This window comes from Ruegeria sp. BHSB058, from assembly GCF_059613285.1.
The window spans coordinates 1-21,388 of the sequence record NZ_JBXWSF010000071.1; the positions used below are offsets into that span (position 1 = coordinate 1).

25 protein-coding genes and 2 pseudogenes are annotated in these 21,388 nt (G+C 56.2%); 4 read left to right on the forward strand and 23 right to left on the reverse strand.

What is annotated here, in order from left to right; translation table 11 throughout:
* The 3 genes from AC2FNB_RS15935 to AC2FNB_RS15945 form a co-directional block, all read right to left on the reverse strand.
* On the reverse strand, positions 1-378 hold a 378-nt coding region (locus AC2FNB_RS15935), incomplete at its 3' end, for a trimethylamine methyltransferase family protein (protein WP_496747851.1).
* Positions 379-499: 121 nt separating this feature from the next.
* Entirely contained in the window at positions 500-1,189 is a 690-nt protein-coding gene (locus AC2FNB_RS15940) for an HAD family hydrolase (RefSeq protein ID WP_480749313.1), read from the reverse strand.
* A gap of 30 nt (positions 1,190-1,219) precedes the next feature.
* Positions 1,220-1,507 carry a DUF3572 domain-containing protein gene (locus AC2FNB_RS15945; RefSeq protein WP_480749312.1) on the reverse strand — a complete coding sequence of 96 codons (288 nt, stop codon included), beginning with the start codon at positions 1,505-1,507 and terminating at the stop codon, positions 1,220-1,222.
* An 86-nt stretch (positions 1,508-1,593) separates the two neighbouring features.
* Between AC2FNB_RS15945 and AC2FNB_RS15950 the strand changes: the two are divergent.
* Positions 1,594-1,938, forward strand: a pseudogene (locus AC2FNB_RS15950) (response regulator); the annotation flags it as partial.
* A 30-nt stretch (positions 1,939-1,968) separates the two neighbouring features.
* On the opposite strand, the gene AC2FNB_RS15955 reads toward AC2FNB_RS15950, so the two are convergent.
* Entirely contained in the window at positions 1,969-2,481 is a 513-nt protein-coding gene (locus AC2FNB_RS15955; protein WP_496747877.1) for a hypothetical protein, read from the reverse strand.
* A gap of 42 nt (positions 2,482-2,523) precedes the next feature.
* Here AC2FNB_RS15955 and AC2FNB_RS15960 point away from each other — a divergent pair.
* A pseudogene (locus AC2FNB_RS15960) lies at positions 2,524-2,982 on the forward strand (GGDEF domain-containing protein); the annotation flags it as partial.
* 19 nt (positions 2,983-3,001) lie between these two features.
* Here AC2FNB_RS15960 and AC2FNB_RS15965 read toward each other — a convergent pair.
* From AC2FNB_RS15965 to AC2FNB_RS15980, 4 genes are read right to left on the reverse strand one after another with little or no spacing between them, the layout of a single operon-like run.
* Positions 3,002-3,475, reverse strand: a complete 474-nt coding sequence (locus AC2FNB_RS15965) for a periplasmic heavy metal sensor (protein WP_480749310.1) — start codon at positions 3,473-3,475, stop codon at positions 3,002-3,004.
* Complete coding sequence (locus tag AC2FNB_RS15970; protein WP_496747857.1) at positions 3,476-3,826, reverse strand: hypothetical protein; 351 nt, start codon at positions 3,824-3,826, stop codon at positions 3,476-3,478.
* Complete coding sequence (locus AC2FNB_RS15975; RefSeq protein ID WP_496747860.1) at positions 3,819-4,415, reverse strand: RNA polymerase sigma factor; 597 nt, start codon at positions 4,413-4,415, stop codon at positions 3,819-3,821. Before AC2FNB_RS15975 ends, AC2FNB_RS15970 begins: the two co-directional genes overlap by 8 nt.
* Positions 4,416-4,439: 24 nt before the next feature.
* Positions 4,440-4,907 (reverse strand): EF-hand domain-containing protein, encoded by a 468-nt coding sequence (locus AC2FNB_RS15980; protein ID WP_480749307.1) that lies wholly within the window; start codon positions 4,905-4,907, stop codon positions 4,440-4,442.
* A 226-nt stretch (positions 4,908-5,133) separates the two neighbouring features.
* Here AC2FNB_RS15980 and AC2FNB_RS15985 point away from each other — a divergent pair, with 226 nt between their 5' ends.
* Both AC2FNB_RS15985 and AC2FNB_RS15990 read left to right on the forward strand, forming a co-directional pair.
* Positions 5,134-5,532: a DUF983 domain-containing protein gene (locus AC2FNB_RS15985; protein WP_480749306.1), complete on the forward strand. Its 399-nt coding sequence runs from the start codon at positions 5,134-5,136 to the stop codon at positions 5,530-5,532.
* Positions 5,533-5,558: 26 nt separating this feature from the next.
* Positions 5,559-6,260, forward strand: coding sequence for an NUDIX hydrolase (locus AC2FNB_RS15990; protein WP_480749305.1), 702 nt, complete (start codon positions 5,559-5,561; stop codon positions 6,258-6,260).
* Between the two features lie 9 nt (positions 6,261-6,269).
* Here AC2FNB_RS15990 and AC2FNB_RS15995 read toward each other — a convergent pair whose 3' ends face one another.
* The 15 genes from AC2FNB_RS15995 to AC2FNB_RS16065 are packed head-to-tail and all read right to left on the reverse strand — an operon-like array spanning position 6,270 to position 20,847.
* Complete coding sequence (locus AC2FNB_RS15995) at positions 6,270-7,937, reverse strand: ribonuclease J (RefSeq protein ID WP_496747862.1); 1,668 nt, start codon at positions 7,935-7,937, stop codon at positions 6,270-6,272.
* Entirely contained in the window at positions 7,934-8,713 is a 780-nt protein-coding gene (locus AC2FNB_RS16000; RefSeq protein ID WP_480749303.1) for a type III pantothenate kinase, read from the reverse strand. The genes AC2FNB_RS15995 and AC2FNB_RS16000 overlap by 4 nt, the downstream gene beginning before the upstream one ends.
* 11 nt (positions 8,714-8,724) lie before the next feature.
* On the reverse strand, positions 8,725-9,474 hold the full coding sequence (locus tag AC2FNB_RS16005; protein ID WP_496747865.1) for a biotin--[acetyl-CoA-carboxylase] ligase: 750 nt from the start codon (positions 9,472-9,474) through the stop codon (positions 8,725-8,727).
* 54 nt (positions 9,475-9,528) lie between these two features.
* Entirely contained in the window at positions 9,529-10,971 is a 1,443-nt protein-coding gene (nuoN, locus tag AC2FNB_RS16010; RefSeq protein ID WP_480749301.1) for an NADH-quinone oxidoreductase subunit NuoN, read from the reverse strand.
* Positions 10,972-10,986: 15 nt separating this feature from the next.
* A complete protein-coding gene (locus tag AC2FNB_RS16015; protein ID WP_480749300.1) occupies positions 10,987-12,531 on the reverse strand; it encodes an NADH-quinone oxidoreductase subunit M in 1,545 nt (514 codons plus the stop codon).
* Positions 12,531-14,729 carry an NADH-quinone oxidoreductase subunit L gene (nuoL, locus tag AC2FNB_RS16020; protein ID WP_480749299.1) on the reverse strand — a complete coding sequence of 733 codons (2,199 nt, stop codon included), beginning with the start codon at positions 14,727-14,729 and terminating at the stop codon, positions 12,531-12,533. The genes AC2FNB_RS16015 and nuoL overlap by 1 nt, the downstream gene beginning before the upstream one ends.
* Positions 14,730-14,735: 6 nt before the next feature.
* The gene (gene nuoK / locus AC2FNB_RS16025; RefSeq protein ID WP_005984024.1) at positions 14,736-15,041 is read right to left on the reverse strand and encodes an NADH-quinone oxidoreductase subunit NuoK; all 306 of its coding nucleotides are present in this window, start codon (positions 15,039-15,041) and stop codon (positions 14,736-14,738) included.
* Between the two features lie 4 nt (positions 15,042-15,045).
* Complete coding sequence (locus AC2FNB_RS16030; protein WP_496747869.1) at positions 15,046-15,648, reverse strand: NADH-quinone oxidoreductase subunit J; 603 nt, start codon at positions 15,646-15,648, stop codon at positions 15,046-15,048.
* A complete protein-coding gene (locus AC2FNB_RS16035) occupies positions 15,645-16,055 on the reverse strand; it encodes a carboxymuconolactone decarboxylase family protein (protein ID WP_170325667.1) in 411 nt (136 codons plus the stop codon). Before AC2FNB_RS16035 ends, AC2FNB_RS16030 begins: the two co-directional genes overlap by 4 nt.
* Entirely contained in the window at positions 16,052-16,546 is a 495-nt protein-coding gene (gene nuoI / locus AC2FNB_RS16040) for an NADH-quinone oxidoreductase subunit NuoI (RefSeq protein WP_496747870.1), read from the reverse strand. The genes AC2FNB_RS16035 and nuoI overlap by 4 nt, the downstream gene beginning before the upstream one ends.
* A 3-nt stretch (positions 16,547-16,549) precedes the next feature.
* Positions 16,550-17,176 carry a hypothetical protein gene (locus tag AC2FNB_RS16045; protein ID WP_496747872.1) on the reverse strand — a complete coding sequence of 209 codons (627 nt, stop codon included), beginning with the start codon at positions 17,174-17,176 and terminating at the stop codon, positions 16,550-16,552.
* Positions 17,176-18,210: an NADH-quinone oxidoreductase subunit NuoH gene (gene nuoH, locus AC2FNB_RS16050; RefSeq protein ID WP_496747874.1), complete on the reverse strand. Its 1,035-nt coding sequence runs from the start codon at positions 18,208-18,210 to the stop codon at positions 17,176-17,178. Before nuoH ends, AC2FNB_RS16045 begins: the two co-directional genes overlap by 1 nt.
* Positions 18,203-18,421, reverse strand: a complete 219-nt coding sequence (locus AC2FNB_RS16055; RefSeq protein ID WP_480749295.1) for a hypothetical protein — start codon at positions 18,419-18,421, stop codon at positions 18,203-18,205. The genes nuoH and AC2FNB_RS16055 overlap by 8 nt, the downstream gene beginning before the upstream one ends.
* Positions 18,418-20,439, reverse strand: a complete 2,022-nt coding sequence (nuoG, locus tag AC2FNB_RS16060) for an NADH-quinone oxidoreductase subunit NuoG (RefSeq protein ID WP_496747876.1) — start codon at positions 20,437-20,439, stop codon at positions 18,418-18,420. The genes AC2FNB_RS16055 and nuoG overlap by 4 nt, the downstream gene beginning before the upstream one ends.
* A 3-nt stretch (positions 20,440-20,442) precedes the next feature.
* Positions 20,443-20,847: a DUF5333 domain-containing protein gene (locus tag AC2FNB_RS16065; RefSeq protein ID WP_480749293.1), complete on the reverse strand. Its 405-nt coding sequence runs from the start codon at positions 20,845-20,847 to the stop codon at positions 20,443-20,445.
* Positions 20,848-21,388 lie beyond the last annotated feature (541 nt).

The following is a 21,388-nucleotide window of genomic DNA, read 5'->3' on the forward strand; positions in this document are numbered from 1 at the left end:
AAACAGCATCGTCTTGCCACCAACCTCAATAGTTCGATCTGGATTTCGAGGTGTAATGGTGAAACGTTCCGGCGCCTTTGCGACCATTTCCATGACGAAGTCGCGTCCCATGCGCACGATATCACCGTCGACGGCACAACCGGCCTCGCGCAGGATCCCCTTAGCTTCTTCATTGTAGAACGCGATTCCAATTTCTTCGAGTATGCGCATCGCGCCTTCGTGAATCGCCTCAATTCCGTCCTGATCAAGAGGCTCGGTCGGCCGATCGATGTTGACCGGCGGGTTCCACGGCATTTGCTCGATAACAGTACCACCACGACGCGCCGCGGCACCAGAACGACCGCCACCTCGGCGTTTACGGGTTGATGTATCGGACATGGGTTTCTCTTTCGCTTGTTTCACCTCTAGCAAGGCATCAAGCAAAGGTGAAAAGCCGCTCCGTCCGCGACAACAGATGTCGCTTTCGACAGTCCAATTTCGATAAGTGAGTACGCCAGCGTCAATGTCCCAACCAAGCCGGAATGTATCCGACATTCGGAAAAATGACATCCGCGAGGTCGGCCAGATCTTCAGAACGAGCCATCCCGGTCAATACACCAACGGTTGTCATCCCCGCGGCGCGTCCGGCTTCGAGATCGTGCCGACTGTCTCCGACCATAGCGATCTTAGACGGTTCCATACCGATATGCCCGGAAAATGCCAGCAACTGCCCTGGGCCGGGTTTGCAGCCATGACCACTGTCGAAGCCGGCGATGAAATCAAATAGTCGCTGCACCCCGACCGAACCCAAATGCGCCATCGCCGGTGCGTGAGCGTCGTTCGTCGCAACCCCCAGCTTCAGTCCCTTTGCCCTCAGCCCTTCCAGGAAAGGAGCCAGCGGAACGGCTTCGTGTTGCGGTGCCTTGGATGCCTCTTCATTGATGATGGTTACCAGTTCCAAGTGGGACATGCCGGGCATTTCCGGCAGCAGAGCCTCTGCAATCTCGCCAGGGGTTCCTGCAATTACGACGCTGTCCATGCTGAATGTCTTGCTTTCATAATCGAACCCGATCACCTGCCCAAGGTAGGACGCCCTAACGTCATTGTTCGCGCCGATACGTGACAAGAATGTGTGCGCAAATGTCCCCCAGGTTGCGGCAAAATCGAACAGCGTCCCATCTTTGTCGAACAAAAGAGCTTCAATAGTCATTCGCCTACTCCGAAAACGGGCAATCAGGTTTCACGTCCAGTGCGTATTTGTCTCTCCAGTCAGCACCATGTGGGCCATGGCCGGGCGATCATATGACACCGAATGCGCGTCACAAAACGCCACAATCCAGGCGTCGTCAAGCATCAGAAAACCGAGGACAGACGTCAGAAAGTCGACATCTGTTGCCAAAGCGCGCAGATCCGCAGCCGAAGCCCCGGTTGAGCCCAGAAAAACTGACAACAACTCCTCGTTCCCGACCAACCAGGTCAAGGCATTCAAGGCCAGAGTTTCGGCCGCTTCGGCAGGAATTGGCTTCATTCGCTCTCACCAAAAGCTATTGAAAGGTTTTGTTAACCAGAATTACCGAGACTTTTTTATCGCTAGACGGAAACAGAGGAAAGGCCATGTCTGTACAGAGAACAATTCTGGTACTGGACGGCGTATCGACCAACCGGATCATGTTGAACGTTCAACTTTCGTCAGCCTGTTATCAAGTGATCCAGCGAGCCCGAGTGGAAGGCCTGGAGACTATTCTTCAGCACAATCACCCGGACATCATCCTCATGGCCGAGACTCTGCCCGACGGAAACGTGTCTTCCGTCAGGAGATTGTTAAATGGACGCGCAAGACATTCCGATACGCCGATCGTCGCAATCACTCCGCAAAACGATACAGACGCCAGAAAACGTGCCCTCAGATCCGGCGCTGATGACGTTTTGGAACAACCTTATAGTGACAGCCTTCTGCTTGCTCGGGTCCGTAGCTTCATGCGGGTGCGATCAGAAATCGACGACCTCAACTGGAACAAGGAAGCCAGTGAACTTGGCTTTGGGGATGAGGGGCAGCCGTTTCAGCCCAAAGCACCGCTCGCTTCCGTTGCCATCGTCACAAAAAACAAGGAGTGTCGCCGCAACTGGCTTCGCCGTTTGCAGCCGCTGACATCCCATTCGTTGGGAAGCTTCACACTCTGTCAGGCATTCACGCTTTTCAGAAATCCTGCGCCTGACATCTTTATTGTTGAGATACAGGAGGATGGCGAGGGCTTGAGCTTGCTTACAGACCTGCGTGCCCGGCTCGCAACACGCCGATCGGCTTTGATCGCGGTGATACAGGGTGACAACACCAATCGCACGGTGGAAGCTTTGGATCGGGGCGCGGACGTTGCAATGATCGGCCCATTTTGCGCTGAGGAACTTGCCCTTCACTTGGAAATACAAGCCAAGCGCAAAGCCCGGCACGATAGGCGCCACACGTCCGTTCAGGAAGGATTGAAAGCCGCTTACTTTGACCACTTGACCGGATTGCGTAATTCTCGGTACGCACATTCCGCACTAAAAAACATGGTCCGCAATGCGTGCAGGTCACAAAAAGATTTGTCGGTCATCATAGTCGATCTGGATCACTTCAAGGCCGTCAATGATCGATTTGGACATTTGGCTGGAGATTGCGTTCTTACCGAAACGGCGCGTCGCATCCGGCGAGAGTTGAGCGCCAGGGATTTGGTGGCCCGCTTGGGTGGCGAAGAATTCCTTGTTGCGCTGCCCGATGCCGGACCAGACAAGGCCATGCAGGTCGCAAAACGATTGCGACGAGGCATCAGTGATGCACCCTATGATCTGCCCATGTGCGGCGAAAGGGTGACCGTTACCGCCAGCTTTGGATTGCACACATCCATTCCTTTGGCCGGCAACACAGACGATGAATTCGAAGGTATGTCCGCATTTATCGACACGGCGGATCGCGCGCTTTATGCGGCCAAAAACTCGGGACGAAACCAAGTGATCATGCTGTGAACATCTTTGCGATCGGATCTCAGTCGTGCCTTCGTTTCTTCCACTTACCGCGTTTGACATAGGTATCCAGACGATCAGCATAGCTTGAGCGCTGTGCGTCCGTCATTTTTTCGACCACGACCAACCAAGCCTCGCCAAGGGATTGTTGAGTATGCACGCGTAAAGCTGTCTGCTGCTCTACTATGCCGGCCAAGGCATCGGGGTCAAAGGGAACTGCCCGCAATGCCAAAGTCAGATCCTTGAAACCTTCTTGGCGTGTTTGACGGTCGCCTCGGTCTGCCTGATGCATCCGTTCCCGCAATGCTTTGCGGTCCGCGTCGGGCAAAGCCCGGTACAAGGCCGGTCCGAAACTCGGCGGCGACCGATCGCTCTTACCGTGAAATCGCAAGGCCATTCCGGCAATCAGACCGACAACCAAAAGATTGAGGGTCAGGGATGCCCCTAGAAGAATCGCTAGCCATCTGCGCTTGGTTTTTTGATGTTCTTCTTGCATCTATTCCTCCTCGATAGGCAGGTCCAAAAGGCCCAACTCGGCCATCAGATCGCCCTCAGAATTTTGCACAAACAAATCCACCGGGTCCGGCAAGAATGCCGGCGGTGCCAGACCAATCCAGACACCTGCCGCACAGGCGGTCGCCAGGCCTCCGACACCGCGCCAACCACCCAGTATGCCCACGATCACAGATAGAATCGGTCGCTTTGGATAGAATTCGGACGCGAACCGATTACCCTGAACCTTCGAAGCATCCGAAATCATCCGCGCCATCAGGTCTTTGGGCACTACGCCTCGTCTTTGTCGAGCAGCCTGAAACAGATTTTCGAGCCTTTTTTCGTTCTCATCCATCCAGATACCCCAATTCTTCTCGTCTCCCGGACAACGCCTTGACCAAAGCCCGCTTTCCCCTTGCGGTCAGGCTCTCCACTGCCTCGACAGAGATTTCCATGACTTGCGCGATTTCGGGATTGGTCAGTTCCTCTATATGGCGCAGTATGACGGCTTCTCTTTGGCGATCCGGCAGTATCATCAAAGCCGCCTGCAAAGCATCGGCCCGGGCCGTGTCCTGCAATTGGTCAGGCGCAGTAGGCCGACCATCTTCGGGTTCGGGTACTGCACTTAGCGGTTCGGCCGATTTCTTCCGTCTCAAGTCGAAACACAGGTTTAGAGTAACGCGATAGAGCCAGGTTGACACTTTTGCCTGCCCTCGCTTCCAGTCCGGTGCCATCTGCCACAGCCGGAGCATTGCCTCTTGCGCGACATCTTCGGCTTCCGCCCTGTCCCCCAGAACCCGCAATGCCAAAGAAAAAGTACGCGGACCTAGCCGTGCCGTCAGTTCCCGGGCAGCTTGCCTATCGCCATTAGCGAACAACATCAACAACGCGTCATCGCTGATATCGCCCGCGGCCGTGTTTTCGCCGCGGGACGACTTGGACATGGGTCTCATGTCCTCAATCCTGGCTCAGTCTTGAATTTTGCAACCTTGGCGGTGTTTCTTTCCATGACTACCCATGCGGCTTCCCATGTCGGCAAACTCCTGCTCTGAAATCGAGCCGCTGTCATCCGAGTCAACCCGGTCAAAAAACCTGCTTTCTTTGCGCGGCTTCGGCATTTCGTCGCTTGTCAGGAAACCATCTTTATTAGTGTCCTGACGTTCGAACATCAACTTAGACCGTTCCTTTGCCCGCTCTACCGCAACGACCTGCATTTCTTCCAAACTCAGCTTTTCGTCACCGTCGGAATCGGCTTTATTAAACCGCGTGGTTCGATAAGCCCCCATTTCGGTTTTGCTTAATTCTCCGTTGCCGTCTGCATCCAGCTCTTGAAATGTCACCGGCGATACGCCCTGAGGCCCCATTGCCAGACCAGCGGACCCCACCACGGCAAATGTAGCAAGTACGATCCCCGAGAGAATGCCTGTGTGTTTCATATCGGTTTTCCTTGTTTTGCAGCAACCCCATGTTGCTGCCCATACTTCTGAAACGTGATGCAAAGCGTTTTCCGTCGCAGCGTAGAAAAGAAACTTACTGCGGGTGCACTTTTAATCTGACTCCCAAAGCCCTATTTTCGCGGCATCCCGACGCAATGAAGTTATCCGCAATTCCAATTTGGACATAACTGGTCCAAAAACTGCGAACCATAGTATGAGCGACCAGATGACAGACCAGACCATTGAGACCACCGTTCAGCAGGAACGTCCAACATGGCCCGCTGTGCGAAAAGGGTTTCTTGGAAAATGCCCAAATTGCGGCAAGGGGAAACTTCTGCATAGTTACCTTAAGGTCAACGATACATGCTCACATTGCAGTCAGGAGCTGTTTCACCATCGTGCTGATGACGGACCAGCTTATCTGACCATTCTCATCGTCGGGCACCTGATGGCTCCTGCTTTGCATGTTTCCTATGTGCAATGGCGTCCAGAACCATTGACCTTGTTTCTGATCTTTGCGCTTGGTTGTCTGGCTTTGTCACTCTACCTTCTGCCCAGATTAAAGGGATTAGTCATCGCCTATCAGTGGGCGCGCCGGATGCATGGTTTTGACAAGGCCGACTGACGCCTTCGAAACGAGTCGGAGAGGCAATGAGCAACGATAAGACTGCGATCAGAAACGCTGCGACTGTGATCGTCCTGCGCGATCGGGTGGAATCCCCATCCATCCTGATGGGTCAACGCGGCGCCAAAGCGGCGTTCATGCCCAACAAGTTCGTTTTTCCAGGCGGCGCTGTTGATCCTGCAGATTCTGATGTTGCACTGGCCTCACCCCTGCCAGCGGTTTGCGCAGAGCGGTTGACAGAAAAGGCCCCCGCAGACCTGCAGCACGCGCTTGCCGTCGCGGCGATCCGTGAGCTTTGGGAAGAAACCGGCCTGATCCTGGGCAAACCCGGAAACTGGGCCGGATCAATTCCTGATGACTGGCAGAGTTTCGCGGCCACCGGTTACATCCCCGCTGCCGAGGCACTGCAGTTCGTGTTCCGCGCCTTGACTCCTCCAGGACGCCCTCGTCGGTTCGATGCACGGTTCTTTCTTGTCGATGCCTGCGAAATTCAGGGAAACCTGGACGACTTCACCCATGCATCGGATGAACTGTCTCATTTGCAATGGATTCCGCTGAGCGAAGTCCGCAAGTTCGACCTGCCATTCATTACCGAAGTCGTTCTGGCCGAGGTTGCGGCCCGCGCCGCCGACCCCACCCCGCCAGTTTCAGTGCCCTATTTCCACAACAATGACGAAGCGAGCCTTTTCCTGCGCCTGCGCGGCTATCCGATGCCCGATACGCATTGAAGCACCAAACTAGCGCATGCGGCTCACGACCACGGTAACTTCCGGCTTTTTGCCGATCTCACTCTGCGCGGTCTGACGAACGATACGTCGGAGCGCTTCTTCGAGCTTGTCATCGTCTCCCAGTGTCTTGGCTTCGGCTCGCATCAGGAATTGGTTGAGGTCTTCCTCAAGAATCTCGATCAGCCCTGCTTTTGAGCTTCCTATCTCAGGCAGACCGATCACGTCACACCACGGCTCCCCTAAAGGCTCGTCCTCTTCATCCAGAATTGTTGTCACCGTGACATGGCCATTCAGCGCCATGCGGATACGGTCGCGTACTACACCATCAAGCGCGCCGATCTTAACCGTGCCGTCAAGATAAGTACGACCGGTCTCGATATATTCGGCAACCACTGGGGTATCACCGGTCAAGTCAATCTTCATCCCGTTGACCGCAACAATGCTGGTTCGCCCGCCTTCCTCTGCCAGTTTGGCGTGCTCGCGCAAGTGCCGGTGTTCGCCATGCATCGGGATAACCATCTGCGGATCAATCAGGGCGTGAATCCGCTCCAGATCTGGTCGGTTCGCATGACCCGAAACGTGATACAAACCCGTGCTGTCATCAACAACATCCACGCCTTTTTCACTGAATTGGTTGATGACACGGATTACTCCGCGCTCATTCCCCGGAATGGTTTTGGAAGAAAACAGAAACAGGTCACCTTCGGCCATCTCCAGACCACGGTACTTGCCACGCGCCAGTTGCGCACTGGCGGCGCGGCGCTCACCCTGGCTGCCGGTGACGATCAGCATCAGGTTCTGGCGCGGCATGTCCGCTGCTTCCTCTGGGCTGACCACACGCGGGAAATCTCCAAGAATACCAGTTTCCGTCGCCGCCTCAATCATGCGGCGCATCGCGCGCCCCAACAGAACCACCGAGCGTCCTGCGCGCTCACCGGCTTCGGCAAGAGTTTTGACCCGAGCTACGTTCGAGGCAAAAGTCGTCGCGACCACCATACCAGTTGCGTTCGCCACAAGCTTTGTGATTTCGGGTCCCAATTCGGATTCTGATCGCCCCGGATGCGTAGAAAACACGTTGGTACTGTCGCAGATCAGCGCCTTGACGCCGCCGCCGGCCACGCTGGCCCAGAGATCTGGATCAAATGGCTCTCCGACAACCGGTTCTGGGTCGAGTTTGAAATCTCCCGAATGCACGACGCGCCCTGCGGGTGTATCGATTACCAATCCGGCGCTTTCCGGAATCGAATGAGATACCGGCAGAAACCCGACTGAAAACGGCCCGGCGTTAACCTGCTCTGGCCAGGCGGACACCGTTTGAACGACGTCCGGAGAATGCCCCAGATCCTCCATCTTGTGGCGGGCGATATTGGCCGTAAATGCCCGCGCATAAATCGGCGCGCCCAACGTCTCATAGCAATGCGCGACAGCGCCAACGTGATCTTCGTGCGCGTGGGTGACAAATATTGCCTCAAGCCGATCCGCCCGCTCTTTCAACCACGAGATATCCGCAAAGATCAGATCGACACCGGGCGAGCTGTCCATGTCAGGGAAAGCCACCCCCAGATCGACCAGGATCAAACGCTCCTGCCCCGGTTTGCCATACCCGTAGACATAGGCATTCATTCCAATCTCACCCGCCCCACCGAGAGGCAGGTAAATCAATCTGTCACTGCTCATGCCGAAATATTTTCCTTGTTGTATTGATGGATGACCGTCAAGCCGTGCATCGTCAGGTCGTCTTCGATCACGTCAAACCCCACATCCGCCTGATCGAACAATGGTGCCAGCCCACCAGTGGCGACAACTTGCATCGGCATTCCGTATTCCGCCTTGATCCGGCTTATAAGACCTTCGATCAGACCCGAATACCCCCAATACACCCCCGACTGAATGCAACCAACGGTATTAGTTCCGATCACTTTCTCGGGGCGGCTGATATCGATATGAGGCAGCGCCGCGGCCCCCATGTGCAAGGCTTCAAGGCTCAGGTTAACGCCCGGCGCGATAATCCCGCCGACATAGGCCCCGTCAGCCGCCACCACATCGAAATTCGTGGCCGTTCCGAAATCTACAACAACGACATTGCCGCCATGCCGGTCAAACGCGCCTGCAGCATTGGCAAGCCTGTCAGGGCCCGGGTAAGTCCCTTCATCGACACGCGGGTTCACCGGCAAAAGGCAGTCAGGCTTCCCGACGACAAGCGGTCGGCAACCAAAAAACCGGTCGGCAAAAACCCTTAGATTGAACACAACACGCGGGACCGTGGACGCAATGATGACGTCCGAGATTTCCGCTTCGATCCCGTAGTGCTTCACCAGCGTCGAGTACCAGGTGAAATATGCATCCGCCGTGCGTGCGTGGTGCGTCGAGGTCCGAAGGGTGCACAGGAACTTCTCACCGTCCCAGATCGAAAAGACGGTATTGGTATTGCCGCAGTCAATCGCCAAAAGCATTGGAAAACCCTTCAGAAATACACGTCCGCCGCCGCGATCCTTGCGCGGCCCTTGGCCGTGTTTAGGACAAGGTTACCTTCGCCGTCCACCGTTTCGAACGTTCCTACGGTCTCGGACGTCGCGGTGCGGGCGGTGATAGCCTCTCCCAGCCGAGCGGCCCGAGCAAGCCACGCCGTTCGGATCGGCTCAAAGCCGTAGGTCAGGAATTGAGTCTCGTAGTGCGCAAAGGCAGCCGCCAACTCGGTCAGAAAATCCTCTGCCCCCACTTGCGAGCCGGTTTCTGACAAAAGCGAAACCGGGCGCACCGCGCCGGGTTCGATCAGGTTGCGCGGAGGCGCTTCGACGAGGTTGACACCAATGCCGATCGCCAGATGCGAAACCCCGCGGCCTTGTCCGGTACTCTCTAGCAATATACCCGCAAGCTTGCCGCCATTCAGCAGCACGTCATTTGGCCACTTCAAAGCCAGACCATCCGTTCGACCGGTGACGGCATGACAGGCATCGAAAAGCGCCAATGCCGCAACAAAACTGCGCAGCGCAACCTGTTCTGGTGGTCCTTCGGGGCGCATGACCAAAGTTGCTGCGAGATTGCCGCGTGGGTGAGTCCAGACACGGCCCCGACGCCCGCGCGCCGCGGTCTGGCGGTGCGCCATGATCCAGACCGGCCCACGTAGAGATGACGCAATTCTGGCGGCTTCGTTCAGCGTGCTATCCACTTCGTCCAGAATGTGGAGCCCGTAACCGTGTGGCCAGTCACTCACGACAAAAAGGCCCGGTCCAAAAACCGAGCCTCCTTTTTCGGATTTGCCACCCTATCAGTTGACAAGTGTTGCTGCCGCTGCCGCAGCGGCTCCTTCGACACCGAATTGATAGAACACACCAACCAGCATCAGCGCGGCCGATCCCATCAGGGCAACCCAAAGAACCGGCGACGAATGTGTATCGATCGGATCTTCGTTTTCTGCACCGAAGTACATGTAGAAAACGATCCGCAGATAGTAGAACGCTCCGATCACTGATGCTATGGCCGAAGCGATGACCAAGCCGGTCAGACTTGCATCGATACCCGCCTGCCAAACGCCAAATTTTGCAAAGAATCCAAGCATTGGCGGCACGCCGGCCAAGCTGAACATCAGGATCAGGACTGCCAACGCCTTACCCGGATCGCGGCGCGCAAACTGGCGCAACGCGTCGATATCGGTCACGGGTTTGCCGTCCCGCTCCATCATCAGGATAAAGGCGAAAGTGCCAACGTTCATGGTGACATAAATCGCCAAGTACATCAGCATCGCCTTGATGCCCAACTGAGTGCCCGCAGCCAGACCGATCAGGGCATAGCCCATATGGGCAATCGACGAATAAGCCATCAGCCGCTTGATGTCGCGCTGCCCAATGGCAGCAAAGGCACCTAGGAACATCGAAAGGACGGAAAGCAGAACAATCACTTGCTGCCAGTCTGCCACAGCGCCGCCAAACGCGTCATGCATGACACGGGCGAACAGTGCCATCGCCGCAACTTTCGGAGCTGTCGCAAAAAAAGCGGTGATCGGGGTCGGAGAACCTTCGTAGACATCCGGTGTCCACATGTGAAACGGAACCGCTGACACCTTGAAGGCCAGACCCGAGATCAGCAGGATCAGACCTATCAGCAATCCAATCGACACATCACCGTGTTGCGCCGTCTTGATGATACCGGAAAACAGCGTCGTTCCAGAATAGCCATAGACCAATGATGCGCCATAGAGCAGAAGACCCGAGCTCAGCGCGCCAAGCACGAAATATTTCAATCCTGCTTCGGTCGATTTGGCGCTGTCCCGGCGCAGGGCCGCGACTACGTAGAGCGACAGGGACTGCAATTCGAGCCCCATATAGAGAGACATCAAATCGCCCGCGCTGACCATCATCATCATGCCGACAGCCGAAAGCGCCACCAAAAGCGGGTATTCAAAGCGCAGCAGACCACGGCGCGACATGTACTCCTGGCTCATCACCAGAACTGAGGCTGCAGCCAATAGGATCGCAACCTTGGCAAACCGGGCGAAACTGTCATCCACGAACATGCCATTGAACGCAACACGCGTCGTGCCGCCATTGGTGGCAATCCAGAACGAAAGCGCTGCCATCAGGCCCGCGGTCACCCAGACCAAAATTGGAGCCAGAGCGTCTTTGCTGGTATAGACAGCCCCGATGAGAGCCGCCATCGCGTAGACAGCCAGAACGATTTCCGGCAAAATTACAGTCAGATCAGCCTGGATCATGTCTCCACAGCTCCCTTAATGCGATGCAGCGACTTGGGTCGCGGCCTCAGCCGCGGCCAGAGCCGTGTCATAGTTCGAAATCAGTGAAGCCGTCGAGTTGCCGATCACGTCTGTGACCAGCGACGGGTAGACGCCCAGCAGAATGGTCATGACGATCAGCGGCGCAAAGACCAGTCGCTCGCGGGCACTCATGTCGGTGATCGATTTCAGGCTTTCCTTGATCAAATCACCAAAGACCACACGGCGATAAAGCCACAGTGCGTAGCCAGCCGAGAATATCACACCCGATGCCGCAACGGCTGTTACCCAAGTGTTGACGGGGAATGTTCCCATCAGGGTCAGGAACTCTCCGATGAAGCCTGAGGTACCCGGCAATCCGACATTGGCCATGGTGAACAGCATGAATACCAGCGCATAAGCCGGCATGCGGATAACCAGACCGCCATAGGCCTCGATATCGCGTGTGTGCATCCGGTCATAGATCACGCCAACGCAAAGAAAGAGTGCGGCAGAGATGAAACCGTGGCTGAGCATCTGAAAAATCGCCCCATCAATCCCTTGTTGGGTGGCAGCAAAGATGCCCATGGTGACAAAACCCATGTGCGCAACCGACGAATAGGCGATCAGCTTCTTCATGTCCTCCTGCACCAGCGCGACCAGCGACGTGTAAACAACCGCAATTGCAGACATCCACAGCACGACGTCGGTCATGACCGCCGCTCCCACCGGGAACATCGGCAGGCTGAAGCGCAGGAAACCGTAGCCGCCCATTTTCAAGAGGATCGCCGCAAGAACGACCGAACCTGCAGTGGGCGCCTGAACATGTGCGTCAGGAAGCCAGGTATGAACCGGCCACATGGGCATCTTCACTGCAAATGAGGCAAAGAAAGCCAGGAACATCAGCGTCTGCACGCCGCCCACGACATAAATCCCCATCACGTTGAAGCCTTCGGACGAGAACTGATGGCTCATCAACGCTTCGATGTCGGTGGTACCGGCATCTGCATACATATAAACCATCGCAACCAGCATCAGAACCGAGCCGAGGAAGGTGTAAAGGAAGAACTTGAAGCTGGCATAGATGCGGTCCTTGCCGCCCCAAATGCCGATGATCAGGAACATCGGGATCAGACCTGCCTCGAAGAACAGGTAGAACAGCACAAGATCCAGCGCCATGAACACGCCCAGCATCAGCGTTTCCAGCAGCAGGAAAGCAATCATGTATTCCTTGACGCGGTCTGTCACATTCCAGCTGGCCAGAATGGTCAGCGGCATGATGAAAGTGGTCAGCAGCACGAACAGAACGCTGATGCCATCCACGCCCATCTTGTATTTCAGGCCCATCAGCCATTCACCCTCTTCCACCATCTGGAAGCCGGTGTTCGAAGGATCAAAGCCTGTGTAGATGCCGATTGAGACCAGAAAGGTTACCGTGGTTGCAAACAATGCCGTCATCTTGGCATTGCGCTGCGCCGCCGCGTCATCGCCCCGTAGGAACAGGCCAAGAATCAGTGCAGCAACGGCCGGAATAAAGGTTACAATGGAGAGGATATTGTCCATCAGTGCGCCCCTCCGCCGATCGACATCCAGGTGACCAGGGCAGCAAGCCCCAGAACCATCCAGAAGGCATAAGTGAAAATGTACCCCGACTGCGCCTTGCCTGCGAGGCGGGTGAAATAGGGAACAATGCCCATTGCTACTCCGTTCAGGAAGCCGTCGATTGTGTTTCCATCACCGCGTTTCCACAGGAACCGCCCAAGAGCCATTGCAGGTTTGACAAAAATCGCGTCATAAATTTCGTCAAAGTACCACTTGTTCTTCAGAAACAGGTACAGTGGACGTTGGTTCTGAGCCAGTCGCACCGGCAGTGTCGGATTCACGATATAGAAGAGATAGGCCAAGCCAAAGCCAAGCACCATTGCGACAAAGGGGGAAACCTTTACCCATTTCGGTGCGGCATGAGCGTCATCAAGAACATGGTTGTTCTCACCGATATAGATACCGCCTTCGCCCGGTTTGCCGGCAAACACATAGTGATGTTCACCCGAGATCGCTGCTTCGTCATGACCGGTATCCGTCTCGCCATGCCCCTCGTCGGTGGTTGCCGCATGAACTGCTTCTTGGCCGTGGCTGTCGCTGGCCGCGTCAGCAGTTTCCTCCCCATGATCCGTGGTGGCGGCTTGGCTGTCGGCTTCGACATGAGCTGAAGCTTCGACAACGGAAATGCCATAGAACTTGCCAACTTTATCGGCATGACCGAAGAAGTTTCCGTACCAGATCATGCCCGCAAAGATTGCTCCCAGCGATAGAATACCCAACGGAACCAGCATGACCATCGGGCTTTCATGCGCATGTTCATGCGTGTGCTTGTCGCCGCGCGGCTCGCCATAGAAGGTCAGGAAGATCAGACGCCAGCTGTAGAACGAGGTGAACGCGGCAGCAACTACCAACAACCAGAAGCCATAGCTTGACCCGCCCGCGTAGGCGCTTTCGATAATCGCGTCTTTTGACAGGAAACCGGCAAAACCAAAGGTGGTCAGCGGGATACCGACACCGGTAATCGCCAGGGTACCGATCATCATCGCCCAGAAGGTATAGGGGATCTTTTTGCGCAGACCGCCATATTCGGTCATCTCTTGTTCGTGATGCATGGCGTGGATCACGGAACCGGCCCCAAGGAACAACAGCGCCTTGAAGAAGGCATGTGTGAACAGGTGGAACATCGCAGCCGAATACATGCCCACGCCCGCCGCCACAAACATGTAGCCCAGCTGAGAACAGGTCGAATAGGCAATGACACGTTTGATGTCGGTTTGCACCAAACCCACGGTCGCGGCAAAGAATGCAGTTGAGGCGCCCAGCACGGTCACGAAACCGGCAGCCCCCGGGGCGAATTCAAATAGCGGAGACATGCGGCAGACCAGAAACACGCCTGCGGTCACCATGGTCGCGGCGTGGATCAGCGCCGACACAGGCGTCGGGCCTTCCATCGCGTCCGGCAGCCAGGTGTGCAGGATCAGTTGCGCCGACTTGCCCATCGCTCCGATGAACAGCAGTACGCAGATGACCTCGATCGAGGTCCACTCACCCCATAGGAAGGTTAGCTTGCTTTCCGCCAGCGACGGCGCCGATGCAAACACGTCGGAAAAGTTGATGCTGTCGGTCAGGAAGAACAGTCCGAATATCCCCAGCGCAAACCCAAAGTCGCCCACACGGTTGACCACGAAAGCCTTGATGGCGGCCGCGTTGGCTGTGGGCTTGCGATAGTAGAACCCGATCAGGAGGTAAGATGCGACGCCCACGCCTTCCCAGCCAAAGAACATCTGTACCAGATTGTCCGAGGTCACCAGAGCCAGCATCGCAAAGGTAAAGAAGCTGAGATAGGCAAAGAAACGCGGCTTGTAGCTTTCGCCTTCGCGCCATTGCGGGTCGTGATCCATATAGCCAAAGCTATAGAGATGCACCAGCGCCGAAACGGTCGTCACCACGATCAGCATGATCGCGGTCAGCCGGTCCAGACGGATCGCCCATTCGGTAGACAACGTTCCGCTTTCAATGAATCGAAGAACAGGTACCGAATAGGACCCGCCTGAATGGGCGGACGGGTCGAAAGTAAAGAAAACGATCCAGCTGAGAATACAGGCAAGAAACAGCAGGCCCGTAGCGGTCCAGAGCGCCGCTTTTTCACCAATGAATTTCCAGCCGAACCCGCAAAGGATGGCGCCCACCAGCGGGGCAAAGAGGATGGTTGTTTCCATGATCTCTTACCCCTTCATCATGTTGACGTCTTCGACTGCAATCGTGCCGCGGTTGCGGAAGAAGCAGACCAGAATTGCAAGACCAATCGCGGCCTCGGCGGCGGCGACGGTCAGCACGAACAGCGTGAATACCTGCCCCACCAGATCGCCAAGAAAGGACGAGAAAGCCACAAGGTTGATATTCACCGCCAGCAGCATCAGCTCGATACTCATCAGCAGGATGATGACGTTCTTGCGGTTCAGAAAGAGACCAAAGATGCCGATGACGAACAGCGTCGCCGCGACCGTAAGATAGTGTTCAAGTCCGATCATCGTCTCAAAGTCCCTGCCCCGGTTTCACGTCCTTCAGTTCCATCGCCTTGGCCGGGTCGCGCATCATCTGGCCGATGATGTCCTGACGCTTGATGTCCTGACGGTGGCGCAGCGTCAGCACGATGGCGCCGATCATCGCCACCAGCAGGATCAGGCCCGCCAGCTGGAACAGAAGGAAATATTGATCATAGATGATGAGGCCCAGAGCCTCGGTATTGTGACGGTCGCTAGGCACAGGCTGCGCAAGTTGCTCAGCTGCACCATGCGCACTTTCCCAGGCACCGAATGCCATGACGAACTGCATCAGGATCACCAGCCCGATCAGCAGCGCCAGCGGCATGTATCGCGCCATCTCAGCCTTTAGTTCGGCAAAATCCACATCCAGCATCATCACCACGAAAAGGAATAGAACCGCCACCGCGCCGACATAGACGATGATCAGCAGCATGGCGACAAATTCCGCCCCTAGCAAAACGAACAGCCCCGCCGAGGAGAGAAACGCCAGGATCAACCACAGGACCGAGTGCACCGGTTGGCGGCTGATCACCGTGAACAGCCCGCCGGTGATGGCGCTGATGGCAAACAGATAGAAGGCAAAGACGGTCATTGATCCTCATCCTCGTTGTCGCCCATGACCTCTTGCGCCAGATCCAGCGCGCGGGTCATGGCCGGGATGCCGGCAAAAACCGACATCTGACCGATCGTTTCCACGATCTCTTGTTTCTTGGCACCCGCTTCCAGCGCATGACGCACGGTCTGGCGCACGGCTGAATCCGCCTGAGCGCCCTGACAGGTCAGCCCGGCCAACGTCAACAGCAGTCGGGTCTTGGCATCCAGCCCGTCCTTGTTGACGGTGTTGCCGAACATCATCTCCATGACCTCTTTTGGCATGGTCGGCCACAGCGCTTCGAACCCTTTGGGCGAGAAGCTTTCCATCGCCGGGTTCATAGCCTTGGCCATGTCCTGAGCCTGCTTCATCATCAGCTCGAACGGATTTGTCGGCGTATCACTCATCTGTAAGGCGCGTCCATTTCCAGATTGCGGGCAATCTCGGCTTCCCAGCGTTCGCCGTTGTCGAGCAGCTTCTCCTTGTCGTAGAACAGCTCCTCGCGGGTCTCAGTTGCGAATTCAAAGTTCGGGCCTTCGACGATTGCATCCACCGGGCAGGCCTCTTGGCAGAAACCGCAGTAGATGCACTTGGTCATGTCAATATCATAACGCGTGGTACGGCGGCTGCCGTCTTCGCGTGGTTCCGCGTCGATGGTGATGGCTTGCGCCGGGCAGATCGCCTCGCATAGTTTGCAGGCGATGCAGCGTTCTTCACCGTTCGGATAACGGCGAAGGGCGTGCTCACCCCGGAAACGCGGAGACAGGGGGCCTTTTTCGTGCGGGTAATTCACCGTGGCCTTGGGGGCGAAGAAGTACTTCATTCCCAGTTTGAAGCCGACCCAGAAATCCTGCAGCAGGAAGTATTTGGCAGCGCGGGTGTAGTCGATTTGAGACATATCTTATGAATCCTCCTCGCAATGGCCAAAAGTATCTTCGAGAATAAACTGAACTTGCTCGCTCACATCTGAAGCATTTGCATCAACTGCCAAAACCCGGCGGCCGGCCTCAATCGCGTGCTTGCACTCGGCATCAGTTTGCGCTGAAAGCAAGGTCTTTACGTTGACATGGTTAGGTAGATTTCCAGCCTCGACGCTCACCTCAACGAATTCAGAAAGCCGTTCTTTGTCATCCGGCGTTATTCGCAGGCACTCTACCAGATCCAATAGTGCCATTGATTTATGGCGCACCGGGTCCGGGATAGGTTTTCGGCTCTTCAAAGCCACCATGTACGCAGCCATGTCTCCGATTTGGATCGCGTTTACTACGGATCCGATTACGTATTTGTCAAAAGCCAGATGCTGCTCTGCAGACACGAGCGGGTATTTTTGGCCCAACTCGTTTGAGAAGGATTCACGAAGACCTTCATCGAATTGGAATACTATTTTGAACTCAGGCGCAAAAACTTTGTGAGCAACATCAAGCAAACTCTGAACTTCGCCCGGTTCAGTTTCGGCAGCATAGGCAGGTGCGTTCAAATAAGTGAACATAATGAGCGAGGCAAATATGTGTCGCATTTTCTGCTCCATCAACCCACGCTCCAACGGGCGAACGCGCCCCAGAACCAGTCGAATTTCGCCGCAAAAGACACGAAGACCACCCAGACCAGCGAGAACGGCAGGAACACTTTCCAGCCCAAGCGCATCAGCTGGTCGTAGCGGTAGCGCGGGGTGATCGCCTTGACCATCGCGAAGAGGAAGAAGAAGAATGCCATCTTGGCGACCATCCACAGCACGCCGTCCGGCAGGCCCGGGATCGGTGACAGCCAGCCGCCGAAGAACAGCAGCGACGTCAGCGCGCACATCAGGAAGATGGCGATGTATTCGCCTGCCATGAACAGCAGGAAGGGCGTGGCGGAGTATTCGACCTGATAACCCGCCACCAGTTCCGATTCCGCTTCGGGCAGGTCAAACGGTGGTCGGTTCGTTTCAGCCAGTGCCGAGATGAAGAACAGGAAGACCATCGGGAAATGTGGCAGCCAGTACCAGCTGAACAGGCCCAGATTGCCGTCCTGCGCTCGCACGATCTCGCCAAAATTCATCGATCCGGTCGAGATGATCACGCCGATGATGATCAGGCCGATCGAAACTTCATAAGAGATCATCTGTGCAGCAGAGCGCAGCGAGCCCAGGAACGGGTATTTTGAGTTTGACGCCCACCCGCCCATGATCACGCCATAAACCTCCAGCGAGGACACAGCAAAGACATAGAGGATCGCGACGTTGATATCCGACAGTACCCAACCATCGTTGAACGGGATCACCGCCCAGGCGATCATCGCCAACACGAACGAGGTCAACGGTGCGAGGATAAAGACGGCGCGGTCTGCTCCGGCAGGAATGACCACTTCCTTGACCACGTATTTCAACGCGTCGGCCACCGATTGCAGCAGGCCATAGATCCCCACCACGTTCGGCCCGCGCCGCATCTGAACAGCAGCCCAAATCTTGCGGTCGCCATAGACCAGAAACAGAAGCGAAATCATCACAAAGGCAACAACAGCAAGCACCTGCGCCAGAATGATGATGGCTATTCCGCCTGGGGTGTTAAAGAAATCAGCCATTTGTCCTCACACCGTAGGTATTCCGTTTCCCGCGCTTCATGCTTTGGCCAAAGACCAGCAAGTCCTGCGGTTGGGTCGGCGCGTTGGTGTAAACAGCATCCGCCGCCGCAACGCCACCCTTATTGTTCGGTTCCATGCGCATTTGACGCACGACGACACCGCCCAAGACGGTATGCGCCATTATCGGAGATATGAAACAGATCTGGTTCATTCTGCCGCGATCTTCTCTGCCATGCGTGCTTTTGCCTGAGCCGACAGTTCAGCCATCAGTTGTGAACCACGCGCAATCGGGTTGGTCAGATAGAAGTCCTTTACCGCATTCCGGAAGCTAGCCTTACCCAAAGCCCCGGCATCAAGCAGCTGCACCTCGTTCTTGATCACTTCGTCGATACGGGCCAGATGCGGAATGGCCTCAACAATAGCCATTCGCAGTTGCGCCAGAGTGTCGTAAGGCAGGGCCGTCCCCAATTCGGCGCTGAGTGCGCGCAGGATCGCCCAGTTTTCCTTTGCCTCGCCCGGCGCAAAACCGGCCCGTATTGCTAGCTGCGGGCGACCCTCGGTGTTCACGAACAGGCCGTTTTCCTCGGTATACGCTGCCCCCGGCAGAATTACATCTGCGCGATGTGCACCGCGGTCGCCATGACTGCCCTGGTAAATGACAAATGCGCCCTCACCGATTTCGACCTCGTCTGCCCCGAGATTATAGATTACATCCGCAGCGCTGACCGCTTCCATGCCGCCCTCGTTGGTGGCATCCACATCCAACGCGCCCACGCGCGAGGCTGCCGTGTGCAGAATTATCAGACCACTTTCCGTGTTGGCGGCAATGGTCTGCGCCGCGGCAAGAACGGCAGCGCCATCCGCCTCTTGCAGCGCGCCCTGCCCAACTATGACCAACGAGGGCTTGCTCTTGATTTCATCGTCACCCCCCATGTCCAAGACTTTTTGCAGTGCCGCGCGGTCGTCGCCCATATGATGATAGTGGTAGGTCAGATCGACCGCCGGACCCACCAGAGCCACCTCGGCCCCGTGCGCCCAGGCCTTTCGGATGCGGGCGTTCAGAACAGGCGCCTCGTCGCGCGGGTTGGTGCCGATCAAAAGAATTCGTTCGGCGGAGTCAATGTTTTCGATGGCGGCAGTACCGGCATACGCCCCACGGTTTCCGGCAGGCAATCGCGCGCCGTCGGTGCGGCATTCGACAACACCGCCCAGCCCTTCTATCATTTGTTTCAGCGCAAAGGCGGCTTCGACCGGGGCAAGATCGCCCACGATTCCCGCTGCTCTTTCCGCTCCTTTCAGGGCGTCAGCGGCTTTGCCTAATGCCTCAGCCCAACTTGCCGGGCGCAGCTTTCCGTTTTCTCGAACATAAGGCTTATCCAGACGCTGACGGCGCAGACCGTCCCATACAAACCGGGTCTTGTCGGAGATCCATTCCTCGTTCACGCCGTCATGATTGCGCGGCAGAATGCGCATTACTTCGCGCCCCTTGGTGTCGACGCGGATGTTTGAGCCAAGCGCATCCATCACGTCAATGCTTTCGGTTTTCGTCAATTCCCACGGGCGTGCTGTAAACGCATAAGGTTTCGAGGTCAGCGCCCCAACCGGGCACAGGTCGATAATGTTGCCCTGCAGGTTCGAGTCCAGCGTCTGGTTCAAATACGAGGTGATCTCGGCATCCTCACCGCGCCCTGTCTGACCCATCTGAGTGATCCCGGCGACTTCGGTGGTGAAGCGCACGCAGCGTGTGCAACTGATGCAGCGGGTCATTGCAGTCGAAACCAGCGGCCCAAGGTCCAAATCGTCAACCGCTCGCTTTGCTTCCTTGAAGCGGGTACCCGACAGGCCATAGGCCATCGCCTGATCTTGGAGATCACATTCGCCGCCTTGATCGCAAATCGGGCAATCCAGCGGGTGATTGATGAGCATGAACTCCATCACGCCTTCTCGGGCTTTCTTGACCATAGGCGAATTGGTTTTGACGACCGGCGGCTGACCTTCCGGACCAGGGCGCAAATCGCGCACCTGCATGGCGCACGAGGCTGCGGGCTTCGGCGGGCCGCCGACGACCTCAACCAGGCACATACGGCAATTTCCGGCGATCGACAGACGCTCGTGATAGCAGAAACGCGGCACTTCAACTCCGGCCTCTTCACAGGCCTGGATCAGGGTCATCGAGCCATCGACTTCGATTTCCTGCCCGTCAATATTGATCTTGCGGAGGTCAGACATGATCTAATTCGCCCTCAGTAGCGCGCCAATTGCGCTTTTGTTCTTGATTTCCAGCTGGCCGAGCCGACACAGGTCGCCCGGTTTATCATAGTTCAAGCCCAACCCAGCCATGTATTTCCGACCACGCGCCTTCATACGTTCCTTTTCCGCGTCGGAATCCAGAACCGCGCGGATTTCGGAATCGGAATACCCCAAGGCGTTCGCTTCGGCCCGCAAACGCCGGATTTCGCCGATCCCCTTGAAAATGCGCCCGTTGATATCGTCACACGTCTTGCGAATTTCATTGGCGACCACGATGGTGAAGATGCCGTCGGCGATCTGTGGAACTTCGCGCAAAGGGGGCTTAGCTCCGGCCAATGCCGGCACTGAGAAAGACAAGGCAGCGAACGCGACTGTTAGCTTCGACACAACAGATCCTTTCGATTGGGATTTCCCCAAGCGAAACCATGTCCTGACGCTATTCGATAACGTCAGCTCCCGATGGCTAGGATATGCTGAACAGTCGTTCATGGCCTCCGGCATGTCCCCGCGAAAGTCAGCTTGTTGTCCACAATGCGCAGGTTTTGTGGGTCGGTGTCAGGCCCGACTTTCCAAACGATGTCGGACGACCCATAGTTTTCGATGCAATACCGTGTTCCTGCATACCGACCGGCTTCGCGCGCACCGTCTGCAGACTGCGACGCATCAGATACGGTCACTGTGAAATCGGCAAGAGACACCTTTTTGTCCACAGCTTGCGCCTTGGTTGGAAAAAAGTGCCCATCGAACAAAACTCGGTTCGCCTTTTGCTCTCGCGCACACCCAGCAGTGACAGCAGCAATAACCAAAACGCCAGCAACAGAAAGATGCGCCCGGGACCGCGTGCAGATGGGCGACACAGAGTGGTCCGGCCGATCAAAGGCTTCTGCTACGTGATATCGAAAAAACCGGTTCAAAACAGTGCCACCAA

Excerpts from the sequence above, each read along its gene's own strand:
- AC2FNB_RS15940 (WP_480749313.1), bottom strand. The coding sequence starts at position 1,189 with ATGACTATTGAAGCTCTTTTGTTCGACAAAGATGGGACGCTGTTCGAT.
- AC2FNB_RS15945 (WP_480749312.1), bottom strand. The coding sequence starts at position 1,507 with ATGAAGCCAATTCCTGCCGAAGCGGCCGAAACTCTGGCCTTGAATGCC.
- AC2FNB_RS15965 (WP_480749310.1), bottom strand. The coding sequence starts at position 3,475 with ATGCAAGAAGAACATCAAAAAACCAAGCGCAGATGGCTAGCGATTCTT.
- AC2FNB_RS15970 (WP_496747857.1), bottom strand. The coding sequence starts at position 3,826 with ATGGATGAGAACGAAAAAAGGCTCGAAAATCTGTTTCAGGCTGCTCGA.
- AC2FNB_RS15975 (WP_496747860.1), bottom strand. The coding sequence starts at position 4,415 with ATGTCCAAGTCGTCCCGCGGCGAAAACACGGCCGCGGGCGATATCAGC.
- AC2FNB_RS15980 (WP_480749307.1), bottom strand. The coding sequence starts at position 4,907 with ATGAAACACACAGGCATTCTCTCGGGGATCGTACTTGCTACATTTGCC.
- AC2FNB_RS15985 (WP_480749306.1), top strand. The coding sequence starts at position 5,134 with ATGACAGACCAGACCATTGAGACCACCGTTCAGCAGGAACGTCCAACA.
- AC2FNB_RS15990 (WP_480749305.1), top strand. The coding sequence starts at position 5,559 with ATGAGCAACGATAAGACTGCGATCAGAAACGCTGCGACTGTGATCGTC.
- AC2FNB_RS15995 (WP_496747862.1), bottom strand. The coding sequence starts at position 7,937 with ATGAGCAGTGACAGATTGATTTACCTGCCTCTCGGTGGGGCGGGTGAG.
- AC2FNB_RS16000 (WP_480749303.1), bottom strand. The coding sequence starts at position 8,713 with ATGCTTTTGGCGATTGACTGCGGCAATACCAATACCGTCTTTTCGATC.
- nuoN (WP_480749301.1), bottom strand. The coding sequence starts at position 10,971 with ATGATCCAGGCTGATCTGACTGTAATTTTGCCGGAAATCGTTCTGGCT.
- AC2FNB_RS16015 (WP_480749300.1), bottom strand. The coding sequence starts at position 12,531 with ATGGACAATATCCTCTCCATTGTAACCTTTATTCCGGCCGTTGCTGCA.
- nuoL (WP_480749299.1), bottom strand. The coding sequence starts at position 14,729 with ATGGAAACAACCATCCTCTTTGCCCCGCTGGTGGGCGCCATCCTTTGC.
- nuoK (WP_005984024.1), bottom strand. The coding sequence starts at position 15,041 with ATGATCGGACTTGAACACTATCTTACGGTCGCGGCGACGCTGTTCGTC.
- AC2FNB_RS16030 (WP_496747869.1), bottom strand. The coding sequence starts at position 15,648 with ATGACCGTCTTTGCCTTCTATCTGTTTGCCATCAGCGCCATCACCGGC.
- AC2FNB_RS16035 (WP_170325667.1), bottom strand. The coding sequence starts at position 16,055 with ATGAGTGATACGCCGACAAATCCGTTCGAGCTGATGATGAAGCAGGCT.
- nuoI (WP_496747870.1), bottom strand. The coding sequence starts at position 16,546 with ATGTCTCAAATCGACTACACCCGCGCTGCCAAATACTTCCTGCTGCAG.
- AC2FNB_RS16045 (WP_496747872.1), bottom strand. The coding sequence starts at position 17,176 with ATGGAGCAGAAAATGCGACACATATTTGCCTCGCTCATTATGTTCACT.
- nuoH (WP_496747874.1), bottom strand. The coding sequence starts at position 18,210 with ATGGCTGATTTCTTTAACACCCCAGGCGGAATAGCCATCATCATTCTG.
- AC2FNB_RS16055 (WP_480749295.1), bottom strand. The coding sequence starts at position 18,421 with ATGAACCAGATCTGTTTCATATCTCCGATAATGGCGCATACCGTCTTG.
- nuoG (WP_496747876.1), bottom strand. The coding sequence starts at position 20,439 with ATGTCTGACCTCCGCAAGATCAATATTGACGGGCAGGAAATCGAAGTC.